This window comes from Galenea microaerophila, assembly GCF_054657255.1.
Map to the genome: position 1 here is coordinate 881,088 of NZ_BAAHWZ010000001.1, position 13,820 is coordinate 894,907.

Annotated in this window: 16 protein-coding genes; 12 read left to right on the forward strand and 4 right to left on the reverse strand. The window is 45.7% G+C overall.

The features are described from left to right. Positions 1-107: 107 nt before the first annotated feature. The 4 genes from frr to rpsB form a co-directional block, all read right to left on the reverse strand. Positions 108-665 (reverse strand): ribosome recycling factor, encoded by a 558-nt coding sequence (gene frr / locus ACYQ05_RS04300; RefSeq protein WP_459818656.1) that lies wholly within the window; start codon positions 663-665, stop codon positions 108-110. Further along, on the reverse strand, positions 665-1,387 hold the full coding sequence (pyrH, locus tag ACYQ05_RS04305; RefSeq protein ID WP_459818658.1) for a UMP kinase: 723 nt from the start codon (positions 1,385-1,387) through the stop codon (positions 665-667). Before pyrH ends, frr begins: the two co-directional genes overlap by 1 nt. Before the next feature lie 124 nt (positions 1,388-1,511). Beyond that, the gene (gene tsf / locus ACYQ05_RS04310) at positions 1,512-2,402 is read right to left on the reverse strand and encodes a translation elongation factor Ts (RefSeq protein ID WP_459818660.1); all 891 of its coding nucleotides are present in this window, start codon (positions 2,400-2,402) and stop codon (positions 1,512-1,514) included. A gap of 107 nt (positions 2,403-2,509) precedes the next feature. Next, positions 2,510-3,265: a 30S ribosomal protein S2 gene (gene rpsB, locus ACYQ05_RS04315; protein ID WP_459818662.1), complete on the reverse strand. Its 756-nt coding sequence runs from the start codon at positions 3,263-3,265 to the stop codon at positions 2,510-2,512. Between the two features lie 309 nt (positions 3,266-3,574). On the opposite strand from rpsB, the gene map reads away from it, so the two are divergent. The 12 genes from map to thiE all read left to right on the forward strand — a co-directional run bounded on the left by map (position 3,575) and on the right by thiE (position 13,820). Beyond that, positions 3,575-4,369, forward strand: coding sequence for a type I methionyl aminopeptidase (gene map / locus ACYQ05_RS04320; protein WP_459818664.1), 795 nt, complete (start codon positions 3,575-3,577; stop codon positions 4,367-4,369). Then, positions 4,362-6,023 carry a [protein-PII] uridylyltransferase gene (gene glnD / locus ACYQ05_RS04325; RefSeq protein ID WP_459818666.1) on the forward strand — a complete coding sequence of 554 codons (1,662 nt, stop codon included), beginning with the start codon at positions 4,362-4,364 and terminating at the stop codon, positions 6,021-6,023. Before map ends, glnD begins: the two co-directional genes overlap by 8 nt. A 66-nt stretch (positions 6,024-6,089) precedes the next feature. Continuing rightward, positions 6,090-7,013: a hypothetical protein gene (locus ACYQ05_RS04330; RefSeq protein ID WP_459818668.1), complete on the forward strand. Its 924-nt coding sequence runs from the start codon at positions 6,090-6,092 to the stop codon at positions 7,011-7,013. 2 nt (positions 7,014-7,015) lie between these two features. Then, positions 7,016-8,425, forward strand: coding sequence for a cardiolipin synthase (cls, locus tag ACYQ05_RS04335; RefSeq protein WP_459818669.1), 1,410 nt, complete (start codon positions 7,016-7,018; stop codon positions 8,423-8,425). Positions 8,426-8,435: 10 nt separating this feature from the next. Continuing rightward, on the forward strand, positions 8,436-9,185 hold the full coding sequence (locus ACYQ05_RS04340) for an endonuclease/exonuclease/phosphatase family protein (protein ID WP_459818671.1): 750 nt from the start codon (positions 8,436-8,438) through the stop codon (positions 9,183-9,185). Then, complete coding sequence (locus ACYQ05_RS04345; protein ID WP_459818673.1) at positions 9,182-9,976, forward strand: class I SAM-dependent methyltransferase; 795 nt, start codon at positions 9,182-9,184, stop codon at positions 9,974-9,976. Before ACYQ05_RS04340 ends, ACYQ05_RS04345 begins: the two co-directional genes overlap by 4 nt. Next, positions 9,973-11,070 (forward strand): hypothetical protein, encoded by a 1,098-nt coding sequence (locus ACYQ05_RS04350; RefSeq protein WP_459818675.1) that lies wholly within the window; start codon positions 9,973-9,975, stop codon positions 11,068-11,070. Before ACYQ05_RS04345 ends, ACYQ05_RS04350 begins: the two co-directional genes overlap by 4 nt. Beyond that, positions 11,067-11,354, forward strand: coding sequence for an EscU/YscU/HrcU family type III secretion system export apparatus switch protein (locus ACYQ05_RS04355; protein ID WP_459818677.1), 288 nt, complete (start codon positions 11,067-11,069; stop codon positions 11,352-11,354). The genes ACYQ05_RS04350 and ACYQ05_RS04355 overlap by 4 nt, the downstream gene beginning before the upstream one ends. A gap of 69 nt (positions 11,355-11,423) precedes the next feature. Next, entirely contained in the window at positions 11,424-11,960 is a 537-nt protein-coding gene (locus tag ACYQ05_RS04360; RefSeq protein WP_459818679.1) for a hypothetical protein, read from the forward strand. A gap of 62 nt (positions 11,961-12,022) precedes the next feature. Continuing rightward, positions 12,023-12,685, forward strand: coding sequence for a ribose-5-phosphate isomerase RpiA (gene rpiA / locus ACYQ05_RS04365; RefSeq protein ID WP_459818681.1), 663 nt, complete (start codon positions 12,023-12,025; stop codon positions 12,683-12,685). 5 nt (positions 12,686-12,690) lie between these two features. After that, on the forward strand, positions 12,691-13,197 hold the full coding sequence (locus tag ACYQ05_RS04370; protein ID WP_459818683.1) for a TlpA family protein disulfide reductase: 507 nt from the start codon (positions 12,691-12,693) through the stop codon (positions 13,195-13,197). Further along, positions 13,194-13,820, forward strand: coding sequence for a thiamine phosphate synthase (thiE, locus tag ACYQ05_RS04375; protein WP_459818685.1), 627 nt, complete (start codon positions 13,194-13,196; stop codon positions 13,818-13,820). The genes ACYQ05_RS04370 and thiE overlap by 4 nt, the downstream gene beginning before the upstream one ends.

The following is a 13,820-nucleotide window of genomic DNA, read 5'->3' on the forward strand; positions in this document are numbered from 1 at the left end:
TCGTTAAACTAAGTCTAACGAGCCGCAATACATTTTAAGAGACCTTGCTCAGATCTCTATTCCAGCGGCAAGTTGTGCATTATGCCGCAAATGAGGGATTTTTTCAGCTATATTTCCAATAAGGCTTTCTCTTTTTCTTCTAGCATCTTTTCAACTTGAGCCACATATTTATCGGTCAACTTCTGAATTTCATCTTCTGCTCGACGCGCTTCATCTTCTGTAATCTCTTTCTCTTTTAACAGTGCCTTAATATCTCCATTCGCATCCCGTCGAATATTGCGAATGGCTATGCGCGCATTTTCTGCCTCTTGTCGGGCCAATTTGGTAAATTCTTTACGTCGCTCTTCCGTCAACATCGGCATGGGCACTCGAATTAAATTCCCATGGGTGGAAGGATTGACACCTAAATCCGACTGCATAATTGCCTTCTCCACCTTTTGCAGCATCGGCTGCTCCCAAGGCTGCACGGTCAATGTACGCGCATCTTCCACATTAATATTGGCCACTTGGCTAATGGGCACTTCTGAGCCATAATACTCAACCTTAACTGCATCTAAAATACTGGGGTGCGCACGTCCTGTACGAATTTTGGCAAAATTTGCCTCTAAGCTTTCAATGGACTTCTGCATCCGTTGTTCAGCATCTTGCTTAATCTCATTTAACATTAGGCTTTCTCCTCTGTTACTAGGGTGCCTTCATCTTCACCCTGTAAAATTCGTTTAACGGCATCTTTTTTAAACATATCAAACACGCGAATGGGCATTTTATGGTCACGACACAGCACAAAAGCGGTCAAATCCATCACCTGTAACTGCTTCTCAATCACTTCATCATAACTTAAAACCGTATAGCGCGTAGCGGTTGCATCCTTAAACGGATCTGCTGTATAGATGCCATCGACTTTGGTGGCTTTTAATACAATATCCGCCCCCACTTCAATGCCCCTTAAGGCGGCAGCCGTATCTGTGGTAAAAAAAGGATTGCCGGTACCCGCCGCAAAGATCACCACTTCACCCGCCTGCAATTTTTTCTTCGCTTCATTCGCATTAAAGCCGACAGCGACACTTTCAATAGGCATGGCCGACATAATGGTAGCCGTCATCCCAGCGGCTTCAATCACATCCCGCAAAGCTAGGGCGTTCATCACTGTGGCCATCATGCCCATCTGATCACCGGTGGTGCGCTGAATTTGCGTGCCTTGAATTTGCACGCCGCGAAACACATTTCCGCCTCCCACAACAATTGCCATTTCAGCCCCTAGGGTTTTCGCCGACTGAATCTGCGCCACCACTTTTTCCAGAGTCGCAGAATCTAAGCCAAAATCATTGTCCCCCATGAGCGCTTCGCCGCTGAATTTTAATAGAACTCTTTGATATGCCAGTGCCATGATTTACCCGTTTTCTGATTGAATTGATCTTATCTATAGACATTAAACAAATGTTTATAGATAAAACAAAGGCCGCATAACCTTGCCAATAGATGACAAGCCATGCAGCCTCTAGATGCAAAAATTAACCTTGCTGAGCTAGACGTGCTGCTTCTGCAACTTCATCTGCAAAGTTGGTCTCTTCTTTTTCAATCCCTTCACCCACTTCAAAGCGGATAAAATCAACCACTGTTGCATTGTTGGCTTTCAACAGCTTTTCAATTGTTTGATCAGGATCTTTCACAAAAGGTTGACCCACCAAGGTAATTTCTTGCAAGAACTTACGCATACGCCCTTCAATCATTTTCTCAATGATTTCCATCGGCTTACCGCTTTCTTGCGCTTGTTCAATTTGGAAAGCGCGCTCTTTCTCAACGACTTCAGGGTTTAAATTCTCCGCATCGATCGCTTGAGGGTTAGTCGCAGCGATATGCATGGCAACATCACGCGCTAAGGCTTCATCGCCCCCTTCGATCGCCACAATCACACCAATTTTTTCACCATGTTGATAGCTGCCCACCAAACCGGTTGTTTCCAATTCACCAATACGGCGAACGGCAATATTTTCACCGATCTTAGCGATCAACTCACGACGACGCTCATCAACAGTTAAACCACTTGCCATTTTTTCATTCAAGATTGCTTCTGGATCCACGACATCGCGTTCAAGCACAATCTGGACAACTTCATCAGCAAAAGCTTTGAAATCCTCTCCTTTTGCCACGAAGTCTGTTTCACAGTTTACTTCAGCAATGGCGCCTTTTTTCTTATCATCAGAAATGGCAATTGCAATTCGACCTTCTGCAGCGACACGACCGGCTTTTTTATCAGCGCCTGCCATCCCTTTCTTACGTAGGAATTCAATCGCTGCTTCCATATCACCATCAGTTTCTGCTAACGCTTTTTTACAATCCATCATCCCTGCGCCAGTGGTTTCACGCAGTTCTTTCACCATTTTTGCTGTAATTGCTGCCATGATCTTTTCCTTTAATTCAATTAAAAATAAAATCCCACCTAATACGATTAGGCAGGACTGGATAAAACTTTCCACCAAACTATGTTTAGCGGTCAAATGCGTTCGTTTTAGGCTTTAGCAGCCTCTTCTGAAACTTCTTCTTCAGCTTCTACGAACTCATCTTCTTTTGCAGCAGTGGTAATGCTCTCTTTACCTTCAATAATGGCATCCGCTGCAGCTTCACAATAAAGTTTAATCGCACGAATCGCATCATCGTTTCCAGGAATTACATAATCCACTTCACGAGGATCGTTATTGGTATCGACCACGCCGATCACGGGGATACCCAAATGCTTCGCTTCATTGATGGCAATATGTTCTTTACCGGTATCAATCACAAAAATGGCATCCGGCATGGCACGCATATCTTTAATCCCGCCTAATGCACGCTCTAATTTCTCTTTCTTACGCGTCAGCATTAAAGCTTCTTTTTTGGTCAATTTATCTAAAGTGCCATCCGCTTCCATCGCTTCAAGCTCTTTTAAACGTTTAATAGACTGCTTAATGGTTTTAAAGTTGGTCAACATCCCACCCAACCAACGATGATTCACATAAGGCATGCCACAACGTTTCGCTTCGGCTTCTACAATCTCTTCTGCCGCAGGCTTGGTCCCGACAAACAACACAGTCCCTTTATCAGCAGCGATTTTGCCCATAAAGTTAAGCGCATCATTCAGTAAAGGAAGGGTTTTTTCAAGGTTGATAATATGGATCTTATTGCGCTCACCAAAGATGTAAGGCGCCATCTTTGGATTCCAATAACGTGTTTGGTGACCGAAGTGGACACCGGCTTCAAGCAGTTGACGCATGGTAACTTTTGCCATGATTTTTTCTCCTAATAATGGGTTAAACCTCCATTTATCCAACACCTGAACCGAATCTATTTAATGCACTTCGGCACCCCAGGGGTTGTTCTGATAAATGTGTGGATTTCTGTTAAAATTAACTTCCATGAGGAAGCGGCGGCATTTATACCACAGACTGCTCAAATACTCAAGAAATAAAGGAAATTATATTCGCCCAAGACCTTCATATCGGTTGATTTTTTAAAGCGGCAAATAGGCAAAGCGCATCTATATGCAAACCTTAAAAAAATATGAACGCTTTGGGCTCACCCAAATAAAGGACACGCCATGGCAATTAAAATCAAAACCCCTGAAGAACTCGAAAAAATGCGCATAGCCGGCAAACTTGCAGCCGATGTTTTAGTCATGATCGAACCTTATGTTAAGCCAGGCATCTCTACAGGGGAGCTGAATCAAATTATGCACACCTATATGACGGAAGTGCAAGGCACCATTCCTGCCACTTTAAATTACCACGGCTTTCCAGCCTCCAGCTGTATTTCAATTAACCATGTCGTCTGCCATGGCATTCCTGATGACAACAAAAAACTTAAAAATGGCGATATTGTCAATATTGATGTGACGGTTATTAAAGATGGCTATCACGGAGATACCAGTCGCATGTTTGAAGTGGGTCAAGTCAAACCTTTTGCCCACCGTCTCTGTCAAGTGGCGCTTGAGTGTATTTGGTTGGGCATTGAACAGGTTAAACCGGGCAATACCTTATATGAAGTGGCTTCAGCGATTGAAGACCATGCACATAAAAACAACTTCTCAGTCGTACGAGAGTATTGCGGCCATGGCATTGGTTCTGAGTTTCACGAAGAGCCTCAAGTGCTGCATTATGCCTCTCCTGAGCTAAAACAAGTTGTTTTCGAGCCGGGAATGGTGTTTACCATTGAGCCGATGATTAATCTCGGTAAACCGGATGTGAAAGTTTTAGGGGATCAATGGACCGTGGTGACCAAAGACCGCAAACTGTCTGCGCAATGGGAACATACCTTAGCCGTCACCGAAACAGGCTATGAAATTTTTACCCTTCGCCCTAATGAAACGCCAGTGCTGCCTAATTCTTATGTCTAACTCCTCCTCAAACACACTGCCCTCTTTTATTCAAGCGCTCCATGCGGGAGATATGACAGAGACGCTCTTGGCAGGCAAACAGATACTGAAAAACTTCAACGATCATCAGTTTGAAAATTTTAAAAAAGGCACACCCACCGCCCAGCTACTTCATGAACGCAGCCTCTTTATTGATCAACTGCTACAGCAAATTTGGAAACATTTTCTTCCAGAAGAGCCCACTGCTGCTTTAATTGCAGTGGGCGGGTATGGACGCGAGGAGATGCAACCCTACTCCGATGTGGATCTGCTTGTGGTCTGCGAATCGTGCGATTCTTTATCTGAAGCCCTGTCATCCTTTTTCACTCTATTATGGGATTTAGGCTTTAATGTCGGGCATGCGGTTCGCACGGTTGAAGCTTGTAAAAGCGCTGGGTTAGAAGATATTGTCACTGCCACCAACCTATTAGAAGCCCGCTGGCTAACGGGCGATTATGCACTATTTGAACAGGTGCAATCCCTGTGGAAACAGCCCGATTTTTGGCCTAGCCAACAGTTCTTTCTGGCCAAAAGTGAAGAACAGCAACAGCGGCACGCGCGTTATCATGACACCGTTTATCAACTGGAACCTAATGTCAAAGAGAGCCCTGGCGGCCTGCGCGATATTCAAACCCTCTTTTGGGTGGCCAAACGACACTTTAACGCCAACTCCATTAATGATTTGGTGCGCCATCAATTTATTACCCCAGTTGAGTTTCAAGAGTTAGAAGCGGCCTATCTTCACCTCAATCGCATTCGTTTTGCGCTGCATATGCTCAAAAACCGGCATGAAGATCGTTTGCTCTTTGAAAATCAACAAAAGGTGGCTGCATTTTTTGGCTACGAAGACAACGAAGATAAGCTAGCGGTTGAGCAATTTATGAGCAGCTACTATCGCACGGCACAAATCACCATTAACCTCAATGAAACCCTCCTGCAGCATATGCGTGAAGAGATTTTTGCCAGCGAGGTGCCTAGTGTGACACCGATAAACGCTCGATTTCAAATCATTGACCGCTATTTAGACATTCGAGATGTCCAGCTATTTGCGCAGAATCCAACCGCGATTTTTGAGCTTTTTATTATTTTAGAACATTATCAAGGCCAAATTGATGGCATCCGCGCGCATGCCATCCGCACGATTCGACGCCATCTGCATCAAATTGATGAGGCCTTCCGTCAAGACCCCATTAATAAGGCCTTGTTTATTGAGATTTTACGTCAGCCGAAGGGGGTTTACGCCTCTCTAAAACGCATGCATACCTATGGTATTCTCGCCGCCTACCTGCCTGCTTTTCAAAAAATCAGTGGCTTAATGCAATTTGATATTTTTCACGCCTACACCGTTGATGAACACACCATTCTGGTGATACGGAATCTTCGCCGCTTTTTTGTAGATGCCTACGCCTACGAATTTCCAACCGCGCATAAGGTCGCAGCACAAATTTGTAAACCCGAAGTGCTGTTTCTCGCCGGTCTTTTTCATGACATTGCCAAGGGACGCGGCGGCCGTCATGAAGTCTTAGGGGCCGAGGAGGCGATGCATTTTTGCCAAGCCCATAACCTGCCTTCAAAAGACAGTCAAATGGTCAGTTGGCTTGTACTTCATCATCTGGATTTCTCTGATTTTGCATAACGCCGAGACCTCTATGATCCTAAAGAGATTCAACAATTTGCTGAAATTGTCAAAGACCAAGAACACTTGGACTACCTCTATCTGCTCACCTTAGCCGATGTCATCTCGACCTCCAGCGGTGTGTGGAATGATTGGAAAAATGCGCTGTTTCTACAACTTTATAATGAAACGAGCCAAGTGCTGGACAGCACCACTCAAAGCCCTAAAGATAAAAAGAAAAAAGCGCTGCAAAATCAAGAAAAAGCGCGTGAGCTGCTCAGTAAACGAGGCATCGCCACCCGCGACTATGGTAACCTCTGGCAGAGTTTTGAAAAAACCGACTTCTTTAGCCGACAAACGCCCGCAGAAATTGTTCGCCTTACTCAAAAACTCCACCAAACTGACTTTAAAGGATTAATCGTCAACTTTGAGCCTACCACGCAGCGTGGGGCTTCAGAGCTCATGGTGTTTATGCCGGATCGAAATTATCTATTTGCAGATATCACTCAGATTCTGGAAAAACAGAACCTGAATATTGTGGAAGCCAAAATCTATTCTGCATACCAACAAGGTGAGCAGAGCATGACACTGGTGCTGTTTTACCTATTGGATGGACAACAGCAACCCATTACGGATGAAGCCATCATCCAAAGACTGATTGCACAGTTTGCAGAAATTGTCGCTCAACCGATCACCACCAGAGCCCCTAGACCGCTCACCATTCCACGACGTATGCGCTGTTTTGAAACCCCCACTCGCATTGAATTTCATAAAAAATCCAAACGCTATACAGAGCTTTTAATTGAAACCAAAGATATCCGTGGTCTGCTCTCGCGTATTGCGTTGGCCTTTAAAGCTTGTCAAATTCGTATCCATGATGCCAAAATCAATACAGTGGGCGAAAAAGCGGAAGATCACTTCCTCATCAGCACACCAGAAAATCAAGCTTTAAATGCTGAACAACAAGCCCAATTAGAATCCACCCTTTTAGACTTCATCGAAACAGATTAAATATGTCAACCTCCCTTTTTTGGCTCAACACCTTTTTGGTCATCCTTAGCTTAGGCCATATGCTCTATCAACGACGTCCGGCACAAAGCCTGATTGCTTGGATGCTGACGCTCATTTTAATCCCCTTTGGTGGGGTACTGCTTTATTTGATTTTTGGCTCGCGCAAGGTGCTTTATCGAAAGCCCAAGCCATTGATTAACTTTGAACCTTTAAGAAACATCAATTCGACGGTCGCCACAGAGGGAACAGTTGCGGAAAAACTGGCGAAACTTATTGAAGGCAACCATTTAACGCCCCCCAGTGCGAACAATCAATTGCAACTCTATACCGATGCTGAACAAGCTTTTGCAGCCCTGTTAGAAGCTATTGATCAAGCACAAAAGACAATCTATTTTGAAACCTATATTTTCGAACTCGATCACATCGGAAAAACGCTACTTGAACGGCTGGCGGAAAAAGCTCGACAAGGTGTTAAAGTCTGTTTATTAATCGACGCTTTTGGTGCCTTGCCCCTCTATTTGCATCAATGGAAGCTTCGCCCCTATCGTCAAGCCGGTGTCGAAATCGCTTTTTTTCATCCCTTCGAAACCCTCTTTAAAAATCGCCTTAATCTTCGAACCCACCGCAAAATCTATCTGTTTGATGAACACCGGCTATTTACCGGTGGCATTAATCTATCCAAAGACTATTTGGCACTCCCTGGCGCAACACTGAATCACCCCAGTTGGATAGACCTCTGTTTTCAGATCCAAGGCGATGACTGTCTGCCTTATGCCACCGTCTTTAAAGAGGATTGGCAATATACCACCGGACAGACCTTGCCGAAAAATCCCCCCAAAAAAGTCAATTTCCCCAGTCCTGCTCAAGGGTTTTCCCCCATTCTTTTACAAGCTGTGCCTTCAGGCCCCGATATTGAAAGCGATCCCTTGCTAGAAGCGTTGCTGCAAGCGATTATCTCTGCTGAAAAAAGCATTACCCTCGTCACCCCTTATCTCATTCCCAGTCATAACCTATTGGACGCCCTTCATATCGCTTTAAAAAAAGGGGTGCAAGTCACGCTGCTGACACCACAAAAAACCGACCACCTGATATTTGATTGGGGACGCAGCTCCTATATGCGGGAACTGCATGAAATGGGGGCACAAATTTTTTGCTATGCGCACAATATGATCCATGCTAAGTTGCTGATTTTTGATGATGACGTTTGCATGCTTGGCTCTGCTAACCTGGATTATCGCTCTTTACTGGTCAACTATGAAATGGTCAGCTTTTCCTATGACGCGCACTTAGCGCAAACCATGCAACATTGGGTGAAAGATCTGATTCAACGCGCCCAGCCCTATCAGCCCAACCCCTCTAAGTTCGTTCAAAGCCTAGAAAATGGGTTTCGCATCTTTACTCCTTTACTTTAAAATCATCATCATGCTTAAACCTAAACAACAACCCACACATCCCCCTTTGCAAGCTGCAGCACAGCCACTGCCCAGCCGTTTTAATCTTTTGGTGTGGAACCTTCAAAAAACCGCCACGGAACAACTGTCCCCTGAAAAACTCCAGCAACTGATCCCCGTTCTCAGCCACACACCTATTCATCTCTATGCATTGCAAGAAGCTGTGATTCAGCATCCTGAACACAGCTACTTAAATTTACCCTATGCCATGAGCTGTAATATGCAAGGTAAAACACAGCACTATGGCGTGATTACGGCCAGCAACTATCAAATGCAATGCATAGAGCAATTTCTCACCCAACGGCGAGAGCTAGGGCTACTCACGCATAAGAGCGCCTTACTCACCGCCCATTTTTTACCTGATCAGACCCCGCTCTATCTGCTTAATCTGCATGCGATGATTTTTGTACCCTATGTTTTTTTTAAAAAAGAGTTACAACGCCTTCTCAGTCTAATCTCAGACCTCGAAAATCCCTTGATTGTCGCCGGAGATTTTAACACTTGGTCACAAAAGCGCAGTCAGCTACTGGACGACTGTCTTGAACAATATCAACTGCAAAAAGCGCCTATTGAAACCCCGCAACACATTAAGTCCATTCACCATCACCCATTGGATCATATCTACTACCGCGGTCTTAATTTGATTCAAGCCCAAGCGTTAAATGTGCCACAATGTTCTGACCACAACCCGCTAATCGCTCAATTTGTTTATCCACTATGAAACTCTGTCTCGCGCCACAAGCCCCCGACACCCTACTGCCTCAACAAAAAACCGTCGCTGAACTGCAAGCGCAACTCCAGCTGCCACTGTGCACGGAAGCGTTTCCATCCAATGGCATGCAACTGGGTTGGCAACAGAATCGGCTCGCCCTCTTTAGCGACCCTAAAACAGCCATTTCCATTGATTTCTGTTCTGGAAAACTGCTCCATCGCCTCAAATTCGGCGGTGGGAAAGGGCAACCCTTAGCCAAGGCGGTTGGTTTTCATAAATATGAAGATTTTTCCATTATCGATGCCACAGCGGGGCTCGCCGGTGACAGTTTTGTTTTTGCCTCCTTAATGGAAAAACACGCATTTTCTGGCAGTGTCACCCTGATTGAGCGCCATCCTGTGGTCGCGAGTTTAATTGAAGATGCGCTGATTCGAGGACAACAGTGCGCTTTACCCGAAGTGCAAAGCATCGTGGCCAAAATGCAACTCCACTGTGGGGCGGCCGCTGAACTGATACCCCAACTGCCCGCAGCGGATGTCATCTATCTGGATCCGATGTATCCAGAAAAAAAGAAAAAAGCCGCCGTAAAAAAAGGGATGCAGGCACTGCAGCAGCTGGTCGGACCAGATCAAGACAGCGAAATTCTACTGCAAGCCGCCTTAGAGTGCGCCCTAAAACGCGTGGTGGTCAAACGTCCCAAAGGCGCACCGCCGCTCAAAGGCCCACAACCCAGTGCCAGCATACAAAGCCCCAATACCCGCTATGATCTTTATATCAAATCCGCTAAGATAACGATATGAAAGTCCCCCAGCCCATCCCCCAAGCGACGCCCTCCAATACGCCTGTCTCATCAGGTACAGGCAGTGCGACAACGGCAACAGCGAATGCATCGACGGCTGTCAAAAATTTAAATTTACAACCGGGTCAACTGCTGAATATCAAGGTGATCAATCTACAGGGGAATCGCTTAACCTTTACCCTGCCCAATCAAGCTCCCCATGTTTCCTCATCTCAAACTTTTCAAGCGGAAACGCAAAGCCCAGTCAAACCTGGACAGCAATACACCGTCAAAGTGATTGCCACCCAACCCAAACTACAGCTTCAATTACAAACACCCGCTCAAGCCACCAATACGCAAGCCTCCGCCTCCTCTCAACTCTATCGCCAACTGCTGCCCAATATGCAACCCTTGGCACAAGCCTTACAACAACTGTCACAACCCGAGCTTCTTAAACAACTGCCTGTTTCCTTGCAACAGCAGATTCAAAAACTGCTGGATACGCTCTTAAAACCACAAAAAAACCTGAGTGGTAAGCAGCTGAAACAAGCCACAGAAATCAGCGGACTTTTTTTTGAAAACAAACTCAGTCAAGCGGCTCAAGGGAAAGCGTCTCCTCCGCAGCAAGACCTCAAAGCCCAACTGCTCAAACTACAAAGTGCGCTGCAAACATCTCCTTCAGAACCTGGGCTCGAAAAAACCAAAAGTTTGATCGATAAAATGCTCAATCGCATCACCCTTAATCAAATTCAGAGCCTGGAAAATCCATGGTGGATCACCGATTTGCCCTTGACCCCCAATCCTTACTTTAAACAGATCAGCCTTCAGGTACGTGCGCATCCTGAAGCCGACCCTCAAAGCTGGCATCTGACTTTAAATCTTGAAACCGAAGAGGGGCTTTGGCAGAATCTTTTACATTTCAATGCCCACAATGAATTATGGCTAACCCTTTGGGTTGAATCGCCATCACTGAGGGGGCAGATTGCCAGCCAAGAAGCCACCTTAAAGCAGCAACTAGAAGCGGCTGGCATTCAATTAAAACAGCTCAATTATTTACAAGCACCACCAGAAACCGACAAGCAACCTTTGCCCAATTTAATTGATATTACGCTATGAGCAAACACGATCTTAAAAAAGCGGTCGCTTTAAAATATGATGGCACCGGCGCCCCAAAGGTCACTGCCAAAGGGGCTGGGCTGCTGGCAGAGCAAATTCTTAAACTGGCGCAAGCTCACAATATTCCGATTCAACAAGAGACCGAGCTGGTGGAACTACTCGCGCAAGTTGAGCTGGATCAAGAAATCCCAGAAGCCTTATTTGAAGCCGTCGCCCAAATCCTCGCTTTCGCCTATCAAATCAGCCAAAAACCCTTTCCCCGTCCTGACGACAATCCTGAATAAATCCTTAAAATAATCAGAGATCACGGAAATAGTTGCTATAATATATTCTCTCAAAAAGAAGGAAAATCTATGAGAAAACAAACTGTTACCTTAATTTCCAGCCTGATGCTAACTGGGCTTTTTTTATCCACCCCCGCTCAAGCCGAAATCCGTCCTTTAGGCAAAGACCTTACGCAAAGTCGGACGCTAGACCTCTGTGGAAACTACTATAACAATCCTAATGAAAAACAGAAAAAAGCGATTGTGAAAGAGTTAGAGCGGCGTGCACAACTTGGGTTTAAAGACTATAAAGACGTTAAAAAACACCAAATCCAACATCATCATATCGAAAAAGGGATGACCACGTGCGGCATGTATATGGCCAATGGCAAACCGCTCAAAGAAGGCGTGCGTCAAATTCGACCTTTTGTCTATAAAGCGGTTCATGTTTATCCTAAACACTATGTGGTCACGCAGACGGGAATGGTTGTTGATGTGATGGAGCGCAAAAAAGGCAGTCTGCCACCTAAGCTAATTCATCAAGCGCCAAAAGTGCAACCCGCACCCATGATTATGGATGCCCCCGGTGGTCAGGCACATCATCAGCCTGCGCAAACACAAAAATAGCTTTTAGCCACCTATTTTGATTAAAATAGACGCATCCAAAAAATCGTTAAAGGAGTCTCCTCATGACACAAGATGAAATGAAACAAATGGTGGCCAAAGCCGCAATCGAGTATGTGGTGCCGGATACTGTAATTGGCGTGGGCACTGGCTCCACAGCCAACTACTTTATTGATGAACTGGCCAAAATCAAACATAAGATTGAAGGCACTGTCGCCAGCTCTGAAGCTTCGGCAGAACGTCTAAAGTCTCACGGTATTCCTGTCCTTGACCTCAACAGCGTCGCAGAAATCTCCGTCTATATTGATGGCGCCGATGAAGCTGATCGCCATCTACACCTTACGAAAGGTGGTGGCGGTGCTCTAACACGAGAAAAAATTGTCGCCGCTGTGGCGGATAAGTTTGTCTGTATTGCTGACGAATCGAAGAAAGTGGATCTGCTTGGCAAATTTCCACTGCCTATTGAAGTCATTCCAATGGCGCGCAGCTATGTGGCTAGAGAGATTGTCAAACGCTTTCAGGGTGAACCCGTATGGCGTGAAAATTTTATCACCGATAACGGTAATGTGATTCTAGATGTACACGGGCTGCAAATTGTTGATCCTGTGGGGCTTGAAACCGAACTCAATAACATTGTAGGTGTGGTGACCAATGGTCTCTTTGCACGCCGTAAAGCAGATGTTATCCTCTATGGCACCCCCAATGGGGTAGAAGTGGTGACTGAGTAAACGCTATGCAAAAGCTCAGTAGCAAGATTTTTACGCTTCTCGTCGTTGCGCTATTAGGCACCTTGGTCTATCTCACCGTTTTTTCCGATGGCTTAGGCCAAGCACCTGCGCTCAAAATCCAAACGGCGCAGGGGCAAACGCTCAATTTAGCCAAACCGAAAAAGCCGGTGCTGGTCAATTTCTGGGCGACGTCTTGTCCAGGCTGTGTGATGGAAATGCCGCATCTGGCTGAAATGAAAAAGCGTCTCGGAGACCGATTTGAACTGATCGCCGTCTCCATGGCTTATGACCCTCAATCTCAGGTACAAAAGTTTATTCAAAATCACGACTATCCCTTTACCTATGTGATGGATAGTGAGGGCAAAATCGCCGAAGCTTTTGGCGGCGTTCAGCTCACCCCCACCAGTTTTTTGATTGCGCCCAATGGCAAAATTGTCTATCAAAAAATTGGAGAACTGGATTTTCAACAAGTGGAAGCTCGCATTAAGCAGATGAGTCCTCAGATTAAATGACCGCTTCCATTCAAGGCCTCTATGTCATTACCGATCCCCACCTTTCTCCCGGCACACAACTGCTAACAGATGTGGAAGCCGCCCTGAAAGGGGGGGCAAAAGTGGTACAGTATCGTGACAAAGTCAGTGGTGATTTAGATAAATTGGCGAACGCCAAATATTTGCAATCCCTCTGCCAGCAGTATGGTGCGACCTTTATTATTAATGATGATATTGAACTGGCCAAACTCATCGGAGCCGATGGGGTACATATTGGCAAAAATGATGCGGATATTAGATGTGCTCGGCAAGCTCTGGGACCCCATGCCATGATTGGCGTCTCCTGCTACAATGATTTATCACGTGCCAAACAGATGGCCGCTTTGGGAGCCAATTATGTCGCATTTGGTCGTTTTTTCCCTTCTCAAACCAAACCTAATGCCCCTGCAGCGGAACTTGCTACGCTAAAGCAAGCGAAATCTGAACTCTCTATTCCCATCGTTGCCATTGGAGGGATCACGCCTGACAATGCCCCCGAACTGCTTGCCGCAGGTGCTGATGCGCTCGCCGTCATTCATGCTGTCTTTGGTCAAGCAGATAAACAATTTGCAGCACAACAATTTGAGATTTTAATGAGGAAATGA